The following is a 20,845-nucleotide window of genomic DNA, read 5'->3' on the forward strand; positions in this document are numbered from 1 at the left end:
CTCCGTTACACCTTTTCCACGTTCACGAGGAAGGCCTTAAACTCCGGCGTCTGCGTGTTCGCATCGCCGACGAACGGCGTCAGGGTGTTCGCAATGAACCCTTTCTTCGCCACGCCCTCATAGCCCCAGTGAATCGGAATACCGATGGTATCCACCTGTTGACCGTGAACGTTCAGCGTGCGAATACGCTTGGTCACTACCGCCTTGGCCTTGATGTAGCCGCGGTTGGAAGAGACCTTCACGGTATCGCCATGGGCAATGCCGAGCTTGTTTGCCAGCTTCTCGCCGATCTCCACAAACTGTTCCGGCTGCGCGATGGCGTTAAGCAGCGCGTGCTTGGTCCAGTAGTGGAAGTGTTCGGTCAGACGGTAAGTGGTGCCCACGTACGGGAACTTGTCCTTTTTACCCAGCGCTTCAAAGTCGCCCTTGAAGATACGGGCTGCCGGGTTAGAGACCACGTTCGGGTGCAGCGGGTTGGTGCCCAGCGGCGTCTCAAACGGCTCGTAGTGTTCCGGGAACGGCCCTTCCGCCATCTTGTCGATAGCAAACAGGCGCCCCATCCCTTCAGGCTGCATGATAAACGGCCCAACGTCGCTGCCCGGTGCGGCAGTGCTGTAGTCCGGAATATCCACGCCGCCCCATTTCGCGCCGTCCCACTTCAGAAGCTGACGCTTCGGATCCCACGGGTTGCCCTGCGGGTCAGCGGAGGCACGGTTATAGAGGATGCGGCGGTTAAGCGGCCACGCCCATGCCCAGCCCAGCGTATTGCCGAGGCCCGACGGGTCGGCGTTGTCGCGGTTGGCCATCTGGTTGCCTTTCGGCGTCCAGCTACCGGCAAAGATCCAGCAGCCGCTTGACGTGGTACCGTCATCGCGCAGGTGCGCGAAGGTGCTGAGCTGGTCGCCTTTCTTCGCCAGAACCGCACCGGTCGCCGGATCGATAACGTCCGCCAGCGCCTTACCATTGCTCTCCATGGCCACTTCTTCCGGCGCAGGGTTTTCCGGCGTCGAGTAGTTCCAGGTCATGTTCAGCACCGGCTCAGGCGTTGCGCCGCCTTCAGAGGCGTACATCTTACGCAGGCGTAAGAAGATGCCGGCCAGGATCTCGCCATCATTCAGGGCGATGCCCGGGGCGTCCGCGCCTTTCCAGTGCCACTGCAACCAGCGGCCAGAGTTGACGATAGAACCGTTCTCTTCCGCGAAACAGGTAGACGGCAGACGGAACACTTCGGTCTGAATCTTCGACGGATCAACGTCGTTCGACTCACCGTGGTTCTGCCAGAAGGTCGAGGTTTCGGTATTGAGCGGGTCAATCGTCACCAGGAACTTCAGCTTCGACAGAGATTCGACAACCTTGTTCTTGTTCGGGAATGACGCGACCGGGTTAAAGCCCTGGCAGATATAGCCGTTGACCTGCCCCTGGTGCATCATCTCGAAGTACTGGAGGACGTCGTAACCTTTGTCCCACTTCGGCAGCCAGTCAAAGCCCCAGCTGTTGTCCGCCGTCGCCTTGTCGCCGTAGAAGGCTTTCATCAGCGAGACGAAGAACTTCGGATAGTTGCCCCAGTAGTTCACCTGGCCTTCGAGCAGCGGTTTTGGCGTGCTGGCCGTCAGGTAAGTTTGCAGGTCAGTCTGTTTTTCGCTTGGCAGGTTCATGTAGCCCGTCAGGCTCTGCGACAGCAGGCCGAGGTCGGTCAGACCCTGGATGTTAGAGTGACCGCGCAGGGCGTTCACGCCGCCGCCAGCCATCCCCATGTTGCCGAGCAGCAGCTGAACCATCGCCATGGTGCGGATGTTCTGCGCGCCGATGGAGTGCTGCGTCCAGCCGAGCGCATACAGGAACGACGCGGTTTTATCTTTCGCACTGGTTTCCGCAATCAGCTCGCACACCTTCAGGAAGTCTGCCTTCGGCGTCCCGCAGATGTTCTCGACAACGTCCGGCGTGTAGCGGGAAACGTGCTCTTTCAGCAGGTTCCACACGCAGCGCGGGTGTTGCAGGGTAGTGTCGCGCTTCGCAAAGCCGTTTTCGTCCAGCTCGTAGTTCCAGCTGGTTTTGTCGTATTTGCGTTTTTCGGCGTCATAACCGCTGAACAGGCCATCGTCGAAGCTGTAATCCTCACGCACGATCAGGCTGGCGTTGGTATAGGCTTCGGTGTATTCGCGGTTATATTTTTCGTTGGTCATCAGGTACAGCAATACGCCTGACAGGAAAGTGATGTCAGTACCTGAACGAATAGGGGTGTAGAAATCCGCCACTGACGCCGTACGCGTAAAGCGGGGATCGATCACAATCAGTTTCGCACCGTTGTGGATTTTGGCTTCCATCGCCCAGCGGAACCCGACAGGGTGCGCTTCAGCGGCGTTACCGCCCATCACCACAATGAGGTTGGCGTTCTTGATGTCGACCCAGTGGTTGGTCATCGCACCGCGACCAAATGTTGGAGCAAGACTTGCTACCGTTGGTCCGTGTCAGACACGCGCCTGGTTGTCGACCGCGAGCATACCGAGTGCGCGCGTAAATTTCTGGGTTAAATAGCCGGTTTCGTTACTGGAGGCTGAAGCACACAGCATCCCGGTGGAGAGCCAACGGTTAACGGTGGTGCCTTCGGCATTCTTCGCGATAAAGTTGGCATCGCGGTCTTCTTTCATCAGCTTAGCGATGCGATCGAACGCCTCTTCCCAGCTGATTTGCTGCCATTTATCAGAGCCTGGCGCGCGATACTCAGGAAACTTCAGGCGGCTCTCGGAGTGGATAAAATCTACCAGACCGGCCCCTTTCGGACACAGCGCACCACGGTTGACCGGATGATCCGGATCGCCTTCAATGTGGAAAATGGATGCTTTGGCGTTTTTCGCACCGTCGCCGAGGCTATACATTAACAGCCCACAGCCGACGGAGCAGTACGTACAGGTGTTACGGGTTTCGCGGGTGCGCAGCAGTTTATACTGCCGCGTTTCCGCCAGCGCTACGCCGGGCGCAAAGCCCAGTGCCGCCGCCGTGGTGCCTGCCATACCGCCAGCGCAGATCTTAAAGAACTGCCTTCTGCTGACCTGCATGGGTCACTCCTTGGTTCATTACGACATTGCTATGTAGTTTTACTTTGCGGTTGAGAATTAACCGCAAAGGAGAAAAATTTGCATTAAACCCCCATTTCTCCGAGGGATAAGCGCAGAATACCACAATGTCGGTACGCCTGTTCCAACGGCGTTAAAACAAAGTGAACGTATTATCACGGCATTGATTATAAAATGTGATATCAGTCACATTTTTCTCTGAGGATGTTAAGGGTGTGTAGCAGGCGACCAGTTGCACCCCTCCGAATTGAGTAGGAGAATGGTTGCTGAAAAGTTGATCCATACTATGCGTAAGGTCTGCTGTTTGTGTTGCAATAGCAGGCTCACTTCCGTGGTTGTTCAGGAATACCGTTGTGTCTAAACAAAACCGTGCTGCCCACGCGTCGCCACTGCCTGCGGGCATTGTGGAACTGTCGGTACACAGACCGCCCCATATCTCAGATGCCACGCCAGATTTTCTGGCGGAAGAAGTCCCCGTTGCGCTGGTTTACAACGGTATTTCACATGTGGTGATGATGGCCTCGCCGAAAGATCTTGAGCTGTTCGCCATCGGTTTCTCCCTCTCGGAAGGCATCATTGCCCATCAGCAGGAGATCTACGGCATGGACGTCGTGCCGGCCTGCAACGGTCTCGAAGTGCAAATCGAACTCTCCAGCCGTCGCTTTATGGGGCTGAAAGAGCGTCGACGGGCGCTGGCCGGACGTACCGGCTGCGGCGTGTGCGGCGTTGAACAGCTTAACGATATTGGCAAACCGATTGTTCCCCTGCCGTTCACCCAGACGTTTAATCTGGCGCATCTTGACCGGGCGCTTGAGCATCTGAACGACGTTCAGCCCATCGGCCAGCTCAGCGGCTGTACGCATGCGGCGGCGTGGGTATTGCCGTCGGGGAGTATTGCAGGCGGGCATGAAGACGTTGGCCGCCACGTGGCGCTGGACAAGCTGTTAGGCCGCCGCGCACGGGAAAACAACGTCTGGCAGCAGGGCGCGGCGCTCGTTTCCAGCCGTGCCAGCTATGAAATGGTGCAAAAGTCCGCCATGTGCGGCGTGGAAATCCTGTTTGCGGTGTCGGCGGCAACCACGCTGGCGGTGGACGTGGCGGAGCGCTGTAACCTGACGCTGGTGGGGTTCTGCAAGCCGGGAAGAGCAACCATTTACACCCATCCGCAGCGGTTAATAGTAGATCAGTAATTTTGAATAATATAGGCAAATCCTTCCGCTTTTAGTTGATCGGGATGAGGACTACTATTTATCTCATCAAGGCACGGTGCCTTACCTAAACAACTTAACGAAAGGGTTTATCTCATGAAAAGCATCAAAACTTTTGTCGCTGTAATCGCTCTGGCTACTTCTTTTGGTTCTTTCGCTGCGCAGACAGTGACCGCATCCGCCTCTACGCTGGACGGTGCTGAAGCTAAAATCGCCGCACAGGCTCAGGAAGCAGGCGCGTCATCCTATAAAATTACCCAGGCGTTCACCGGTAACCGCGTCCACATGACCGCTGAACTGAACAAATAATTTCGCTATACCGTCGAAAGAGCGCCCCTGGGGCGCTTTTTTAGTTTATACCCGCCAGACGCAGCAGCGCCGTCACCACCGCCGCCGCGACGATCACCACAATTAACGGCATTTTTCGCCAGGCCAGAAACACCGCGAACCCGACGCCCAGCACGCGCGCCATCCCCGCAAAATGTTCCCCTTCATAAAACGTTGTTGCCAGCGCGACGGAGAACAGCAAAACGGTAGCCGCATCGGAAAGCAGCGCCTGCGATCGTTCAGAAAGCGCCAGCCGGTTACCCAGCTTTGCTCCGCCAAGACGCATCAGATAGGTTCCGGCAGAAAGAATGGCGATACCGAGAATAAAGACCGTCATGTTTTCCATTATTTTTTCCTCGCGGCGAGACCGAGCAAAGAGAGCAGCACCGGCAGGCCCACCGGCGCAAACGGCACGGCTGCCAGCGACAACACCGCGCCGCTACAGGCGCGGATCAGCGTGGTGCGGTTTTTAAATGCCGGCACGACTAACGCCAGCAGGATCGCCGGAAACACCGCGTCCAGCCCGATGGTCTCCGGGTCCGGCAGCAATTTGCCGACCATTGCCCCCAGCACCGCCCCCAGCGGCCAGATGATTGCCACGCCTAGCCCGCACAGCCAGTAGGCCGCCTTACGCTGCTCGGCGGTTTTTTGCGACAGGCCGAACACCACGCTTTCATCGTTCATGATATGACAGCCCAGAAAGCTCAGGCCGCGCTTGCCCACCAGCTCACGCACCGTCACGCCGAACGGCACATGGCGGGCGTTAACCAGCAAACCGGCCGCCGCCGCTGCCAGCGGATTGCCGCCGCTCGCCACAATGCCGATGAACATAAACTCGGATGCGCCCGCCAGCACCGTGAGGGAAAGCACAAACGGCACCCACAGCGGGAAGCCGTAGGCCATCGCCAGCGAGCCATAAGACATGCCGACCACGCCTACCGCGAGGCAGACCAAAATTATCGCTTTTATCGTGTCGCCTTTCAGACAAGAGAGGTGATTCTTCATACCCTTTTAGCCATATCGAACGTATTTCCATTATAATGAACGCATCAAAATCGTTTTACAAGATGAACGAATCGTTCGTTATAGAGAGACAGAGGCCGTTTTTATGACGCAGCCAATCAGCGTGATCGCCAAAAGCCTGGTGCGGGAACGCCTGCGAACCGGGCTATCGCTGGCGGAAATTGCCCGCCGTGCCGGGATCGCCAAATCCACGCTTTCTCAGCTGGAGTCTGGCAACGGCAATCCCAGCCTGGAAACGCTCTGGTCGCTTTGCGTGGCGCTGGATATTCCGTTTGCCCGGTTACTGGAGCCGCAGCAGCCCGTCACGCAGGTGATCCGCCGCGGCGAGGGCACAAAGGTGGTTGCCGGGCAGGCGAACTACGAGGCGATTTTGCTGGCGGCGTGTCCGCCGGGGGCGCGTCGTGATATCTATCTGCTGCTGACTCAGCCGGGCGCAGACCGTATTTCCCAGCCGCATCCGCCGGGGTCGGTTGAGCACATTATCGTGACCCAGGGGCGGGCGATGGTCGGCCTGATCGACGCGGCGGAAGAACTCGGCCCGGGCGATTACATTTGCTACCCCGCCGACCAGCCGCATATCTTTAAGGCGCTGGAGCCAGATACGCACGCCCTTCTGGTGGCGGAACAAAATTAACGAAGATACGGAAAATCATGTCGCTCAAAGCCATTGCTAAAGAACTGGGGCTGTCCGTCACTACCGTCAGCCGCGCCCTCAACGGGTATGACGACGTTTCTGCTGAGACGCGCGCCCGCGTGGAGGCGGAGGCCCAGCGCCGTGGCTACCGACCCAATACGTTCGCGCGCCGCCTGAAGATGGGCAAAATTGATGCCGTCGGCCTCGTTTTTCCCGTACATCCTGTTCCGCTCAATAACAGCGTTTTTATGGACATGGTCGGCGAAATTAGCCATGAACTGGCGCGACATGAGATCGATCTGCTGCTCATTGCTGACGACGATCTGGCGGACAAACACAGCTATATGCGCATGGTGCAAAGCCGGCGCGTGGATGCGCTGATTGTGGCCCATACGCTGGATCGCGATCCGCGTCTTGAGCAGCTTCAGGCCGCCGGATTCCCGTTCCTGGCGCTTGGCCGCAGCCAGCTGCCGCAGCCGTACGCGTGGTTCGATTTCGACAACTATGCCGGCACGTACCAGGCCACCCGCTGGCTGATCGAGAAAGGCCATCAGCGCATCGCCCTGCTGGGCGAAAGCAACAATCAGGCATTCATCACCCAGCGGCGGCAGGGCTACCTGGACGCGCTGCGGGAAGCCGGGCTCTCCAGCGAATGGCTGCGCGCCATGCCCCCTTCGCGCCGCGTAGGCTATGCGACCACGCAAGAACTTCTCTCCCTGCCGCAGCCCCCCACGGCCATCATTACCGACTGCAACACCCACGGCGACGGCGCGGCGATGGCGCTGGCGCAGATGGGGCGCCTGTCCGGCGACGATGCTATCTCGCTGGTGGTCTACGACGGATTACCGCAGGACAGCATTGTCGATATCGACGTGGCGGCGGTGATCCAGTCCACCCGCCAGGGCGTTGGAAAGCAGATTGCGGACATGGTGCGCCAGTTGATCAACGGTGATGACGTCGAACGGCTCCAGGTGCTCTGGCAGCCGGAATTCTTCCCGGGCCAGACGGCCTAAACCGGGCAAATTTCCAAACCCGATCACAGATCCGAAACGTTTTGGTTTGTATCCGAAACGTTTCGGATCAACACTCAAGTCATCCCGATGACAGGAGATGTCTGATGCAAGAGGCCATTTTACGACTCGAAAGCACCACGGTTGACGTGGTGCTAAAAACCTATCCGTTCGCCGAAATTCTCTACTGGGGGCCGCACCTTCAGCACTTTTCGCCGCCGGATATCGCTACGCTGACGCGGCCGGTGGCGAACGGCAGGCTGGACGTGGACTCCCCGGTGACGCTGATGGCCGAGCTGGGGCACGGACTGTTTGGTTCGCCCGGTATTGAGGGGCATCGCCAGGGGCTGGACGGTTCCCCCGTCTTTACCACCACAGACGTGCAGCAGCAGGGACAAACCCTGACGGTAACGGCGGAGGATAAACAGGCGGGCCTGCGCCTGACCAGCGAGCTGGTGCTCGAGGCCAGCGGCGTGCTGGTGGTGCGCCATGGGTTAACCAACCTGAAAGCACAGGCGTGGCAGGTGGACCGATTCGCCGTCACGCTGCCGGTGGCCGAGCGCGCGCAGGAGGTAATGGCCTTTCACGGACGCTGGATCAGGGAATTTCAGCCGCACCGCGTCACGCTTGAGCACGACAGCGTTGTCATTGAAAACCGTCGGGGTAAAACGTCCCACGAACATTTCCCGGCGCTGATCGCCGGTACGCCATCGTTCAGCGAAATGCAGGGCGACGTCTGGGGCGTGCATCTGGGCTGGAGCGGCAACCACCGCCTGCGCGCCGAAGCGAAAACCGATGGTCGCCGTTATATACAGGCCGAAGCGCTCTACCTGCCGGGTGAAATGGCGATTGAAGAGGGCGAAACGCTCTGGACGCCGCGCCTGTATGCCAGCTACTCCCCGCACGGGCTGAACGGCATGAGCCAGCAATTCCACCGCTACCTGCGCGACAGCATCATCCGCTTCCCGGAAAACAAACCGCGCCCGGTCCACCTCAATACCTGGGAAGGCATCTACTTTAATCACGATCCGGACTACATCATGCGCATGGCCGACGAGGCGGCGGCGCTGGGCGTGGAGCGCTTCATCATCGACGACGGCTGGTTCAAAGGCCGCAACGACGATCGCGCCGCGCTGGGCGACTGGTACCTGGATGAGAAAAAATACCCGAACGGCCTGACGCCGGTCATCAGTCACGTTAAACGGCTCGGCATGGAGTTTGGCATCTGGATCGAGCCGGAGATGATTAACCCGGATTCCGATCTGTATCGCGCGCATCCTGACTGGGTGCTGGCGCTGCCGGGCTACGCGCAGGCGACCGGGCGGCACCAGCTGGTGCTCAACCTGAACATCCCGCAGGCCTTTGATTATCTCTTGGAGCGCATGAGCTGGCTGCTGGGCGAGCATGCGGTTGACTACGTGAAATGGGACATGAACCGCGAGCTGGTGCAGCCGGGACACAACGGTAAAGCCGCCGCCGACGCGCAGACCCGCCAGTTTTACCGCCTGCTGGACGTGCTGGGCGAGCGCTTCCCGCACATTGAATTTGAATCCTGCTCCTCTGGCGGGGGGCGAATCGATTATGAAGTGCTGACCCGCAGCCACCGCTTCTGGGCGTCCGATAACAACGACGCGCTGGAGCGCAACACGATCCAGCGCGGCATGAGCTACTTCTTCCCGCCGGAGGTGATGGGGGCGCATATCGGCCATCATAAATGTCACGCCACCTTCCGCCAGCACAGCATCGCTTTCCGTGGGCTGACGGCGCTGTTTGGGCATATGGGGCTGGAGCTGGATCCGCTCACCGTGGATGCGCAGGAGCGTGAGGGCTATCGCCATTACGCCGCGCTGTATAAGCGGTGGCGCGAGGTGATTCATCACGGTACCCAGTGGCGCGTGGACATGCCGGATGCCACCACGCTGGCGCAGGGTATAGTGAGTGAAGACAAAACGCAGGGGCTGTTTATGGTCAGCCAGCTCGCAATGCCGGATTACACCCTGATGATGCCGCTGCGCATGCCGGGGTTAGACGCCAGCGCGCAGTACCGCATCACGCTGCTGGATCACCCGAACATTCAGATCACGGGCGAGGGTGGGCACACCATGCGTAAGCTGCCGGCGTGGATGGAAGCCCCGCAAACGGCAAGCGGCGAATGGCTGATGCGGGCGGGTATTACGCTGCCGATTCTGGATCCGGAAACCGCCATTCTGATTGGCGTGGAACGCGTGTAAAGGTGACGGGCCGGGCAGCCGGCCCTCCGTTGAGGATAAAAATAATGAACACAACAACCTGTACCCACAAAGACAACCCTAATTTCTGGATCTTCGGGCTGTTCTTCTTTCTCTACTTCTTCATCATGGCCACCTGCTTTCCGTTCCTGCCGATCTGGCTGTCGGACATCATCGGTCTGAACAAAACCCATACCGGGATTGTCTTCTCCTGCATCTCGCTGTCGGCCATTGCCTTCCAGCCGGTGCTGGGCGTCATTTCGGACAAGCTGGGGCTGAAAAAACACCTGCTGTGGATAATCTCAGTGCTGCTGTTTCTGTTCGCGCCGTTTTTCCTGTACGTCTTCGCGCCACTGTTGAAAACCAATATCTGGCTGGGCGCGCTGAGCGGCGGGTTGTATATCGGCTTTGTTTTTTCAGCCGGATCCGGGGCGATTGAGGCCTACATTGAACGCGTGAGCCGCAACAGCCTCTTTGAGTACGGCAAGGCGCGCATGTTTGGCTGCCTCGGTTGGGGGCTGTGCGCCTCAACGGGCGGCATCCTGTTCGGCATCGACCCGTCGTATGTTTTCTGGATGGGATCGGCGGCGGCGCTTTTGCTGATGCTGCTACTGGTGGTCGCGAAACCGAAGCCCAACCAGACGGCGCAGGTGATGAACGCCCTGGGTGCGAACCAGCCGCAGATCACCGCTAAAACCGTGTTCAACCTGTTCCGCCAGCGCAGAATGTGGATGTTCATCCTGTACGTGATTGGTGTGGCCTGCGTGTATGACGTTTTCGACCAGCAGTTTGCCACCTTCTTTAAAACCTTCTTCGCCACGCCGGAAGCGGGCACCCGGGCGTTCGGTTTTGCCACCACGGCGGGGGAGATTTGTAACGCCATTATCATGTTCTGCTCGCCGTGGATCATTAACCGCATCGGCGCGAAAAACACGCTGCTGATTGCCGGGGTAATTATGGCGACGCGCATCATCGGTTCGTCGTTTGCCACCACCGCCGTGGAGGTGATCGCCCTGAAGATGCTGCACGCGCTGGAGGTCCCGTTCCTGCTGGTGGGGGCATTCAAATACATTACCGGAGTGTTTGATACGCGCCTGTCGGCCACCATCTACCTGATTGGCTTCCAGTTTGCCAAACAGTCGGCAGCGATTTTCCTCTCCGCCTTTGCCGGAAATATGTATGACCGGATTGGCTTCCAGGAGACGTACCTGATGCTGGGCTGTTTCGTGCTGGCGATTACGGTGGTGTCGGCGTTTACGCTGAGCAGCAGGCGGGAGATTGCTGCCACCACAGGGGCGGCAGCGTTAACGCATCACTCCAGGTAAAACACCTCTTTCAGCCCGGCGCTCACCGGGCTGTTATCCGGGTTCGACGGCATGACGTCAGCCATATGTTTCCACCAGCGCTGGCAGACGTCGGTATTCGCCACCGCGTTCCAGCGCTCCTCCGACTCAATCTCCACCGTCGCAAACAGCAGGTTGCGTTCTCTGTCGAGATAAATGGCGTAGTGGTGCGCGCCGTGGGCTTTCAGCACCGCTTCCAGTTCGGGCCAGATCGGATTGTGGCGTCGGGCGTACTCTTCGTGCGCGTCCGGGTTTACCTGCATCACAAACGCTTTGCGGATCATAATGCCTCCAGATACAGCTCGCGGACCTCGTCGCGGCTGGCGGTGCGCGGGTTGCACGGCGCGCACGGATCGGCGAGGGCTTTATCCAGCCAGCCTTCAATGTCGGCTTTGGTGACGCCGAGCTGGCTGAAGCCGGACGGAATGCCGACGCGGGCGCTCAGGTCACGAATCGCCTGAATCGCTGCCATGCTGGCGGCCTCGTCGCTCATTTCGCGCGTGTCAACGCCCATTGCCTGCGCCACGCGGGCAAAACGCGCGACCGCGTTCGGGCGGTTAAAGTTTTCGATAATCGGCAGCAGGATGGCATTACATACGCCATGAGGCAGGTTGTGCGTCGCGCCCGGCTGGTGCGCCAGAGCATGTACCAGCCCCAGCCCGGCGCTGTTGAACGCCATACCCGCCAGGTACTGACCGAAGGCCATCTGCTCGCGCGCTTCCAGGTTATGACCGTCGTCGACCGCTTTCGGCAGCCAGAGGTTGATCAGGCGAATCGCCTCCAGCGCATTGGCATCGGTCAGCGGGTGCGCGCCAACGGACACGTAGGCTTCAATGGCGTGGGTTAATGCGTCCATGCCGGTTGCGGCGGTCACGGAGGCCGGAATATCGAGCATCACACTGGCATCGTCCACGGCGATATCCGGGATGATGTTCGGGTCGATGATGACTTCTTTCACCTGACGCGCGGAATCGATGATCACCGCGTTGCTGGTCATCTCCGCCGCCGTGCCCGCGGTGGTGTTGATGGCCACCAGCGGCACGCCCGCGTTTTTCACCTTGCCGACGCCGGAATAATCGGTTGACGGACCCGGGTTGGCGGTAAGGATTTTTATCGCTTTGGCGGTATCAATTGGGCTGCCGCCGCCAAAGGCGATGATGTAATCGCATTCCGCGTCCTGGTAAGCGGCAAAGCCTTTCTGCACCAGCGCCTCCGTCGGGTTCGGGAACACCTCATCGAACAGGTGATACGACATCTGATGGGCATCCAGCGCGGTAAACAGGCTGTCGAGCAGGCCGAGCTTCACCAGCTGGCCGTCGGTGACAACCAGCGCTTTTCCCCACTGCTTGTTCGCCACCAGATTGACCATATCGCCGATTGCACCCGCGCCGTGCAGGCTGATTTTTGGAAGTGCCAACATAAAGCTCATGATAATTCTCCTTAATTACTGTGAATTTTATGCCCGGCGGCGCTGCGCTTGCGCGGGCCTACGGTTAAGCAGGCCGGGTAAACGCAGCTCCACCCGGCTATGAGATCCGTCTTCGCTGCATCACCCGGCGGGTAATAATCGGCAGTGAAATCACCACAATCAGCATCGCGCCGATAATTACCGACATCACAATGCCGGGCACGTTGAGCAGGCTCAGGCCAAAGGTCACCAGCCCCATCAGGAAGGCGGCGATAATCACGCCCACCATGCTGCCGGACCCGCCGAGAATATTGACGCCGCCGAGCACCGCCATCGTCACCACCGCCAGCTCCCAGCCCATCGCAATCGTCGGGCGAGTGCTGCCCAGACGCGAGGTGAGCAACACTGACGCCAGGCCGGACATTAGCCCCACCAGCGCGAACAGCATCAGGTTGTGGCGTTTAATGTTGATGCCGGAATACCACGCGCCGGTCGGGTTATTGCCGATGGCGTAGGTGCGGCGGCCAAAGTTGGTGCGGTGCAGCACAAAGGCAAACAGAGCGGCCAGCACGATAAACAGCGCGAACTCAAACGACAGCGCGCCCCAGACGTAGCCCTGGCCGAACCAGGCGAAGCTTTCCGGATAGCTGTTCAGCGCCTGGTCCCCGAGCAGGATGTAGGCGATCCCGCGGTACAGGCTCATGGTGCCGATGGTGATGACGATGGACGACAGATTAAAGCGCGTCACCAGGATGCCGTTAAGCAGTCCGCACAGCAGCCCGACGCCAAGTCCCACGCAGACCAGCAGCGGCGTATCGACGCCCGCCGCCGCGCAAAAGCCCATCACCGTGGAGCTGAGCGCGATGGTGGAGGCCACCGACAGGTCAATTTCCCGGGCGATAATCAGCATCGCCATCGGCAGCACGATGATCGCCTTTTCGGTGAAGTTGAACGTCGCATCGGAGAGGTTCCAGACGTTGAGGAAGTAAGGCGAGGCGAGCGCGTTCACCACGAATACCGCCAGCGTCACCGCCAGCAGGAAACCTTCCCAGCACAGCAGGCGCCGGAAGATGCCCGTCGCAGAGGTCGGTTCGATCGCTTCAGATGTCATCATTTTGCTCATGATTTCACCACCAGTTTCTGACGCGCCAGCGCGGCGTCGCGCAGGATCAGCCTGCCTTTGCGCCTGTTGCCGCGCTCGTTCAGCAGCACTGCAACGACAATTACCGTGCCGGAAATGGCCATCTGCCAGAACGGGGAGACGCCGATCACCGGCAGGGCGTTGTTAATCACCCCGAGGAACAGGGCGCCAAACAGACAGCCGAGTACGCGCCCGGTGCCGCCCATGGTGCTTATCCCGCCAATCACGCAGGCGGCCACCACCTGCAATTCAAAACCGTTAGCGACGTCGACATACGCAACGGCAAAGCGCGAGATCCACAGGTAGCCGCAGAACCCGGCCAGCAGTCCGGAGAGGCAAAAGCTGATGAACTGCATTTTCCCGGCGTTGATCCCGGTGTAGTACGCCGCCGTCGCGTTGCCGCCTGCGGTATAGAGCGCCCGTCCGATGCGGCTGTAGCGCAGGCAGTAGCCCACCAGCAGCAGTGCGGCGATGGCGCACCAGCTCAGTACCGGCAAGCCCAGCAAAGAGGCACGCGGCAGCCCGAGGAAGTCGGCGCTCATCTGGTTGGCGTTCACCCAGCCGCCGCCGGAGAGCAAAAAGATAATTCCGCGGTAGATGCTCATAGTGCCGAGCGTCACCACAATCGCCGGAATGCCCAGCTTCCACACCAGCAGGCCGTTCATCGCGCCCATCAGCAGCCCAAGCGCGCTTGCCAGGATAAGCAGCGCCCAGACGGGCACGTCCGGGTAGTGGAAGTTAATCAGGGCGACAATCATCCCGGTCAGGGCAAGATTGGCCGCCATCGACAGGTCGATGCCTTTGGTGAGCAGCACCATCATCTGCCCGAGCGCGAGGACGATCAGAATGGCGGTGTCGTTAAACATTTCCACCAGGTTGCCCGGCGCGATAAACGACGGTACGCGGCTGCCGATGGCGACGATCATCAGTACAATCACCGCGCCAAGCAACGCTTCACGGTGTTTTAAGAGTGAGCTCCGCATTTATGCCGCCTCCTGTTTAGCACCGCTGGCGGCGCTGACGATGGTTTCCGCCGTCGCATCTCCCGCCTGGTATTCGGCGACCATCAGCCCCTCGTGCATTACGATGATGCGGTCCGCCATGCCCATCACTTCCGGCAGTTCGGACGAAACCATAATCACCGCCAGCCCCTGACTGACCAGCTCGGACATAAACTGATGAACGGCTGCCTTTGAGCCGATATCAATGCCTTTTGTCGGCTCATCAAGGATGATCACATCAGGGTGCGTTGCCAGCCATTTGCCGATAACGACCTTTTGCTGGTTGCCGCCGGAGAGGGTCTCCACTGCCTGCTTCCAACTGAAGGCTTTCACGTGCAGACGTTTGGCATACTCGTCTGCCAGCTTCCATTCGCGGTCGTCGTGCAGTACGCCGCTCGGATTGAGCGTGCTGAGCTGAGGCAGGCTGATGTTCTGGGCAATCGGCAGCGCGATAATCGCCCCCTGTTTCTGCCTCTCTTCCGGCACGCAGACAATACCGGCTTTGATGGCATCCGCAGGCTGGCGAAAGCGACGGGGCTGACCGTTGAGGATAATTTCCCCGGACGCTGGCCGCGTAACGCCGGAAAGCGCCTGCATCAGTTCGGTACGCCCGGCACCGACCAGCCCGTAGAAGCCAAGGATTTCGCCTTTATGCAGGGAGAAGGAGATGTTTGCGAACTCGGTCGGGTGGCAAAGGTTTTTCACTTCCAGCACCGTTTCGCCCTTCTCGCAGTCGATTTTCGGGAAGGTTTGCGTAATGGCACGCCCGACCATCATCGACACCATGCGCTCCTCGGTGATCTCATTTATTGCACCTGCGCCGACGAACGCGCCGTCGCGCAAAATGGTGTAATGATCCGCCAGCTCAAAAATCTCGTCGAACTTGTGGGAGATAAACAGGATGGCTTTTCCCTCCTGCTTTAAGCGCTCCACAATCTGGTAAAACTCGAGGATTTCATGCTGCGACAGCGCCGCCGTGGGTTCATCAAGAATAACCACCTGCGCCTCAAAGGAGAGCGCGCGGGCAATCGCTACCATATGACGCTGGGCGATGCTCAGGGTTTTCAGCGTCGCGCGCGGGTCGATTTGCACTTCCAGCCGCGTGAGGATGGCCTGCGCCCGGCGGTGCATTTCCGGCCAGTCGAGCTTTTTCAGGAAGCCCTTGTGAAGGTACTGACCGACAAAGATATTTTCGGTGACCGATAGCTCATCGAACAGTACGGTTTCCTGGTGAATGGCGGTGATGCCGATTTTATGCGCCGACTCCGGCGTCGGGAGGTGCACGGGGATCGCTTTGTAGAGGATCTCGCCCTCGTCGGGCTGATAAATGCCGGTCATCACTTTGACCAGCGTCGACTTGCCCGCGCCGTTTTCTCCGATAAGCGCCGTCACTTTGCCGGGCCACAGCGCAAGCTGCACGTTCTCAAGGGCACGCACGCTGGGGAACACCTTCGTGATGCCAGAAAGCTGTAGCAATGGGGTCATGATAGTTCTCCTGGACAGGGGAATGTGTAGGCGGGTAAGCGGCAGCGCCACCCGCCTTTTGCCGGATGGCGCTACGCTTATCCGGCCTACAAATCGCATCAAAAGATTTTTGAGAACTTATCAATATTGCTGGCATCGTAGACGAACGGCTCGGCCATCGCGCCGTTGCCGTCAGCATCCAGCTTCACTTTGCCCAGTCTGCCCATGCTGGCCTCGCCTTTCGTGGCCGTGCCTTTCACCAGATCATCCGCCAGGTAGGTTGCCGCATAGCCGAGGTCGATCGGGTTCCAGATGGCAAAGCTCTTGCTCGCGCCGGATTTCACCGCGCCCGCCATCTCAGACGGCAGTCCTAAGCCGGTGACGTACACTTTGCCAATCTTGCCCTGGTCTTTTACCGCCTGCGCGGCGGCCACGATGCCCACGGATGAAGGCGAGACGATAACCTTCAGGTCCGGATAGGTTTTCAGCAGACCGACCGCCTCACGGTAGCTTTTGTCAGAGAGATCGTCCCCGTAGGCCACCGTCACCAGGTTGACGGAAGGGTACTTCGGCAGCACCTTTTTCATCTCCGCAATCCAGGTGTTCTGGTTGGTGGAGGTTGGCGTGGCGCTCAGCACGGCGACGTCACCCTTCTCCACGTTCAGCGCTTTCAGGGCATCGGCGGCGAGCTTGACGTTGGTTTCGCCAATCAGGGCGTTATTGGAGGGATTGAGATGGATTTGACGTCCGGCTTTCGCCACGCCGGAATCCCACGACACAACCTTGATGCCGCGCTGCATCGCTTTTTTCAGCACCGGCACGACGGCGTCCGGATCGTTCGCGGAGATCGCGATCGCATCCACGCCCTGAGCGATCAGCCCGTTCAGCACCTCGATCTGCGCTTCCGCCGTGGTGGTGGTCGGGCCGGTATAAATCACTTTTACATCGCCTAACTCTTTGGCCGCCTCCTGCGCGCCGACGTTCGCTGCTTCGAAGAATCCATTTCCTAAGGACTTCGCCACCAGGGCGATTTTCACTTCTGCTAAAGCGGAACCGGACAACGCCAGAGCGGCAACGGTGAGGATCAAGCTTGCTTTTATTTTCATTGCTTTTACTCCACTGACTTGAGTTAGTTGTAGGGATTGCAGGTGGTTTTCGCCCCGTCTCGGTAAGCGGGGCGCGATGTTGTTAGTTGTACAGATCTAATGCGGACTGCATCGGGGTGACGCCAAAGCGTTTGCCCAGGGCGATCAGCTCTTCCCGGGTGATGGTCTGCTTCATGCCGCCCATGGAGTAGACCTTCACCAGCACCTCCGCGGATTTCTCGGCGGTGTCGATCAGGCCGAAGGTTTCATCCAGCGTCGGGCCGCTGCCGAAGACACCGTGGAACGGCCACAGCACCAGGGCGTGCTTTTGCATATCCGTCGCGGTCGCCTGGCCGATTTCATCGGTACCCGGCACCATCCACGGCAGAATGCCGACGCCGTCCGGGAACACCACCAGACACTCGGTACTGCCTTCCCACAGCTTGCGGGTAAAGAAATCAGAATTATTTTCCAGCACGTAGGTCAGGGCGATCAGGTTAGTGGCGTGGCAGTGCATGATCACGCGGTCTTTGCCGTTGGTCGCCTTGATGCGCTCGCAGTGGGAGAGGAAGTGCGCCGGCAGCTCAGAGGTCGGCACCGCGTCGTCCGTTAGCCCCCACAGAATGTGGTAGCCCGCGCCGTCGCTATCCACCTTCACCACGCCGAGGTTGGCTTCCGGGTCCAGCTGAACGTTGCGGAAGAACTTGCCGGAACCGGTAACGATAAACGGCGTGTTGGCGAGCAGCGGCATCGGCTGGCTCAGGGCGATATAGCGCGGCTTCTGGTGGAAATCGGCGGCAAAGGGCTCGATATCCGCGTCGTCCAGGCGCAACGTGAGGTTGCCGCCGTTGCGCTCGTCCCAGCCCTTCAGCCAGGCGTCGGAGGTGGCTTTGATCATGCCCTGGACGAACCAGGAGGTGGTGATGGTCTGCATACAGTGTTTCCTTTGAAAATGCCGGGTGGCGTTACGCTTACCCGGCCTGCTTTACCTGTAGGCCCGGCATGCAATGCGCTGCCGGGCGATATTTTTTACTGACGAGCGGCGAGAACGTCCTTCTCATACGCCCGCACGTTGTCCAGCCACTGGCTGCCCGCCGGGGCGTCGTGACGCTGGCAGTACATCTCCCACACCGCCTGCCACGGCAGGGATTTCTGCTCTTCCAGCAGGGCCAGGCGCGCGGTGTAATCGCCGCTCTCTTCCAGCTGTTTCAGCGCGGCGGTTGGCTCCAGCAGGGCGCGCAGCAGGGCTTTTTTCATGTTGCGGGTGCCGATAACCCATGCCGCGATGCGGTTGATGGAGGCGTCAAAGAAGTCGAGCCCGATGTGCACGCGGTCAAACAGATCGTGGCGGATGATTTCGCTGGCAATCGCCTGGGTTTCGTCGTCCAGCAGGACCACGTGGTCGCTGTCCCAGCGCACCGGACGGCTGACGTGCAGCAGCAGGCGCGGCACGTAGAGCATGGCGGCGGAGATTTTGTCGGAGATCACCTCGGTCGGATGGAAGTGGCCAGCATCCAGGCACAGCGCGGTCTGGCGGCTGGTGGCGTAGCCCATGTAGAACTCGTTTGAGCCCACGGTGTAGCTCTCTGCGCCAATGCCGAACAGCTTGCTCTCCACCGCGTCGATATGGTGCGACGGGTCCAGCTTTTCGCTGATGGCTTCATCCAGCGCGGCCAGCAGGCGCTGGCGCGGCGCCAGACGGTCAACGGTGATGTCCTTCATGCCGTCCGGGATCCAGATATTCATCACTGACGGCGTGCCGAGCTGCTCGCCGAAATACGCGGAGACGCGGCGGCTGGCCTTCACGTGGTCGATCCAGAACTGCCGGATTTCGTCGTTGGCGTGTGCAAGGGTAAACCCGTCCGCGCTCAGCGGGTGCGAGAAGCAGGACGGGTTAAAATCCAGTCCCAGCCGGTTGGCCTTTGCCCACTCCACCCAGTTCTTAAAGTGTTCCGGTTTGATTTCGTTACGCGCGACCGGCGCGTCGGATTCGAGATAAATCGCGTGCAGGTTCAGGCGTTTTGGCCCCGGGATCAGGCTCAGCGCCAGTTCCAGATCCGCACGCAGTTCGGTGGCGTTGCGCGCTTTGCCCGGGTAGTTACCCGTTGCCTGAATGCCACCCGTCAGGGAACCGCCCGGGTTCTCGAAGCCGGCAACGTCATCACCCTGCCAGCAGTGCATGGAGACGGGCAGACGGTCGAGCTGGCGCAGCGCCTCTTCGACATCCACGCCGACGGCGGCGAAACGCTGTTTAGCCAGGTCCCAGGCTTGTTCAAGTTGAGTGGTCATGCGCAAAGCTCCTTAGTCAGTCGTTTTTGCTGAAACTGCGCCCGGTAGCGGGCAATGTCATGGCAGGGATTGGGGGTGAAGGTGGTCAGGCTGTTATTCGCCGTCACCACCGAACGGAAATCGTCAACGTTTGATAGTTCGTCCAGCGTCATCAGCTGAATGCCGATGTTGCCGAGCGTGGAAGCCTCTACGGGGCCTGCCACCACGGTAATGCCGCAGGCATCGGCGCAGAGCTGGTTCAGCAGCTGGTTCTGGCAGCCGCCGCCCACGATGTGCAACTGAGTGAACGGTTTACCGCGAAGGTCAGCCAGCTCGCTCAGGATGTCGGCATAGAGCAGGGCGAGGCTGTCAAAAATACAGCGCGCCAGCTCGGCGGGGCGGGAAGGTACCGGCTGCCCCGCGTCAAAACAGGCGGCCTGGATCTCAGCGCTCATGTGCACCGGATTAATAAAGCGGTCGTCGTTCGGGTTAATCAGGAAGGTGCAGGCCTTCAGCTTTTCGGTTTCCGCGATAAGCGCGGGCAGGTCGGTGACGTTCTGCTCTTTCAGCACCCGCTGGAGCAGCCACAGGCCCATGATGTTCTTCAGCACGCGGTAGCGTCCTTCGGCACCGCCTTCGTTGGTGATATTGGCGGCCAGCGCGGCGTCGCTGGTGTAGGGCGTTTTGCTCTCAAAACCCATCAGCGACCAGGTACCGGAGGAGAGGTAGGCCGCGTCTTTGCTGGCGAGCGGCGAGGCAATGACCGCGCTTGCGGTGTCGTGACTGGCGACGGCGACAACGGGAATTTCATTCCCCTGCGGGCAAATCCACTGGCCGATCACGTTGCCCGGATGGGTTGGCGTGCCGAACCAGGACGGCGAGGCGCCCGTCCATGCCAGCAGGTGTTCATCCCAGTTATCGGTGTTGATATTGACCAGCTGCGTGGTGGTGGCGTTGGTGTATTCCCAGTTCATGTTGCCGGTCAGACGATAGCTTAAGTAGTCCGGGATCAGCAGCGCATGCGCCACCTTTTCAACCAGCTCTGGCTGTTGCTCAACCAGCGCCCGCAGCTGATACAGCGTGTTAAACGGCAGAAACTGGATGCCGCTGCGACCATAGATGTTCTCCTTGCCAAGTTGCGCGATGGCGTGCGCCATCAGCCCATCGGTGCGGCTGTCGCGGTAGGAGACGGGCAGGCCGACGCGTTCGCCGTGACTGTCCAGCAGCACGTAATCCACGCCCCAGGTATCAATGCCGATACTGTCGATGCGGATACCGTCTTCGCAGACGTGGTGAAGTCCGGTGCGGATCTCCGCTTCCAGCGCATCGATATTCCAGGTCACAAAACCGTCCTGTTTTTGCAGACAATTGGCGAAACGGTGCATTTCGCGAAGCGTAAGGGTGTGCTGGTCACAGTCCCAGGTGGCGAGCATTACACGGCCGCTGGATGCGCCTAAATCGACAGCCACACAATGGCGAAAAGTCATGGTCGGGTCCTTTCTTAAGTCATTAGCGATGAGTGTAAGAAAGGGAAGAAATAGCCACCTTCTCGCCACTGACAGCCCAAATCTCGCGCTGGCAAGAAAGCAAAGGTGAACGTGAGGGAGTTCACAGTTTCCAGTAATGACGGG

The 20,845-nt window shown here is 59.5% G+C and carries 18 protein-coding genes; 6 read left to right on the forward strand and 12 right to left on the reverse strand.

Annotation, left to right across the window (positions count from 1 at the left end; translation table 11 throughout):
• Window positions 1–5: 5 nt before the first annotated feature.
• On the reverse strand, window positions 6–3,056 hold the full coding sequence (gene fdnG / locus INF58_RS17100) for a formate dehydrogenase-N subunit alpha (RefSeq protein WP_193037570.1): 3,051 nt from the start codon (window positions 3,054–3,056) through the stop codon (window positions 6–8).
• 371 nt (window positions 3,057–3,427) lie between these two features.
• On the opposite strand from fdnG, the gene fdhD reads away from it, so the two are divergent.
• Window positions 3,428–4,264 (forward strand): formate dehydrogenase accessory sulfurtransferase FdhD, encoded by an 837-nt coding sequence (fdhD, locus tag INF58_RS17105; protein ID WP_193528161.1) that lies wholly within the window; start codon window positions 3,428–3,430, stop codon window positions 4,262–4,264.
• A 114-nt stretch (window positions 4,265–4,378) separates the two neighbouring features.
• Window positions 4,379–4,591 (forward strand): DUF1471 domain-containing protein, encoded by a 213-nt coding sequence (locus INF58_RS17110; protein ID WP_003861966.1) that lies wholly within the window; start codon window positions 4,379–4,381, stop codon window positions 4,589–4,591.
• A gap of 40 nt (window positions 4,592–4,631) precedes the next feature.
• Here the strand turns inward: INF58_RS17110 and INF58_RS17115 are convergent, their stop codons facing one another.
• Window positions 4,632–4,955: an AzlD domain-containing protein gene (locus INF58_RS17115; RefSeq protein ID WP_193037566.1), complete on the reverse strand. Its 324-nt coding sequence runs from the start codon at window positions 4,953–4,955 to the stop codon at window positions 4,632–4,634.
• Window positions 4,955–5,614, reverse strand: a complete 660-nt coding sequence (locus INF58_RS17120; RefSeq protein ID WP_063449690.1) for an AzlC family ABC transporter permease — start codon at window positions 5,612–5,614, stop codon at window positions 4,955–4,957. The genes INF58_RS17115 and INF58_RS17120 overlap by 1 nt, the downstream gene beginning before the upstream one ends.
• Before the next feature lie 103 nt (window positions 5,615–5,717).
• Here INF58_RS17120 and INF58_RS17125 point away from each other — a divergent pair, with 103 nt between their 5' ends.
• The 4 genes from INF58_RS17125 to INF58_RS17140 all read left to right on the forward strand — a co-directional run bounded on the left by INF58_RS17125 (window position 5,718) and on the right by INF58_RS17140 (window position 10,829).
• Window positions 5,718–6,266, forward strand: coding sequence for a helix-turn-helix domain-containing protein (locus INF58_RS17125; protein WP_003861973.1), 549 nt, complete (start codon window positions 5,718–5,720; stop codon window positions 6,264–6,266).
• Window positions 6,267–6,283: 17 nt separating this feature from the next.
• A complete protein-coding gene (locus INF58_RS17130) occupies window positions 6,284–7,279 on the forward strand; it encodes a LacI family DNA-binding transcriptional regulator (RefSeq protein WP_193528162.1) in 996 nt (331 codons plus the stop codon).
• Between the two features lie 104 nt (window positions 7,280–7,383).
• Window positions 7,384–9,507 (forward strand): alpha-galactosidase, encoded by a 2,124-nt coding sequence (locus tag INF58_RS17135; RefSeq protein WP_193528163.1) that lies wholly within the window; start codon window positions 7,384–7,386, stop codon window positions 9,505–9,507.
• A 44-nt stretch (window positions 9,508–9,551) separates the two neighbouring features.
• Window positions 9,552–10,829, forward strand: a complete 1,278-nt coding sequence (locus INF58_RS17140; RefSeq protein WP_107534241.1) for an MFS transporter — start codon at window positions 9,552–9,554, stop codon at window positions 10,827–10,829.
• Here INF58_RS17140 and rhaM read toward each other — a convergent pair.
• From rhaM to rhaB, 9 genes are all read right to left on the reverse strand, one after another.
• The gene (gene rhaM, locus INF58_RS17145) at window positions 10,817–11,131 is read right to left on the reverse strand and encodes an L-rhamnose mutarotase (RefSeq protein WP_107534240.1); all 315 of its coding nucleotides are present in this window, start codon (window positions 11,129–11,131) and stop codon (window positions 10,817–10,819) included. The two genes, INF58_RS17140 and rhaM, sit on opposite strands and share 13 nt — an antisense overlap.
• Window positions 11,128–12,276: a lactaldehyde reductase gene (gene fucO, locus INF58_RS17150; RefSeq protein WP_193037558.1), complete on the reverse strand. Its 1,149-nt coding sequence runs from the start codon at window positions 12,274–12,276 to the stop codon at window positions 11,128–11,130. The genes rhaM and fucO overlap by 4 nt, the downstream gene beginning before the upstream one ends.
• Window positions 12,277–12,373: 97 nt before the next feature.
• Window positions 12,374–13,378, reverse strand: coding sequence for an ABC transporter permease (locus tag INF58_RS17155; protein WP_193528164.1), 1,005 nt, complete (start codon window positions 13,376–13,378; stop codon window positions 12,374–12,376).
• Window positions 13,375–14,379 (reverse strand): ABC transporter permease, encoded by a 1,005-nt coding sequence (locus INF58_RS17160; protein ID WP_193528165.1) that lies wholly within the window; start codon window positions 14,377–14,379, stop codon window positions 13,375–13,377. The genes INF58_RS17155 and INF58_RS17160 overlap by 4 nt, the downstream gene beginning before the upstream one ends.
• A complete protein-coding gene (locus tag INF58_RS17165) occupies window positions 14,380–15,882 on the reverse strand; it encodes a sugar ABC transporter ATP-binding protein (protein ID WP_193528166.1) in 1,503 nt (500 codons plus the stop codon).
• A 98-nt stretch (window positions 15,883–15,980) separates the two neighbouring features.
• On the reverse strand, window positions 15,981–16,967 hold the full coding sequence (gene rhaS, locus INF58_RS17170; RefSeq protein ID WP_063865444.1) for a rhamnose ABC transporter substrate-binding protein: 987 nt from the start codon (window positions 16,965–16,967) through the stop codon (window positions 15,981–15,983).
• An 82-nt stretch (window positions 16,968–17,049) separates the two neighbouring features.
• Window positions 17,050–17,880, reverse strand: a complete 831-nt coding sequence (gene rhaD / locus INF58_RS17175; protein WP_063865445.1) for a rhamnulose-1-phosphate aldolase — start codon at window positions 17,878–17,880, stop codon at window positions 17,050–17,052.
• A 95-nt stretch (window positions 17,881–17,975) separates the two neighbouring features.
• The gene (gene rhaA, locus INF58_RS17180) at window positions 17,976–19,235 is read right to left on the reverse strand and encodes an L-rhamnose isomerase (RefSeq protein ID WP_102750828.1); all 1,260 of its coding nucleotides are present in this window, start codon (window positions 19,233–19,235) and stop codon (window positions 17,976–17,978) included.
• Window positions 19,232–20,701, reverse strand: a complete 1,470-nt coding sequence (rhaB, locus tag INF58_RS17185) for a rhamnulokinase (protein ID WP_112792704.1) — start codon at window positions 20,699–20,701, stop codon at window positions 19,232–19,234. The genes rhaA and rhaB overlap by 4 nt, the downstream gene beginning before the upstream one ends.
• Window positions 20,702–20,845: the final 144 nt, after the last annotated feature.

Origin of the sequence: Enterobacter cloacae complex sp. P24RS (assembly GCF_014982165.1) — a bacterium.
GTDB classification, from domain to species: domain Bacteria; phylum Pseudomonadota; class Gammaproteobacteria; order Enterobacterales; family Enterobacteriaceae; genus Enterobacter; species Enterobacter quasihormaechei.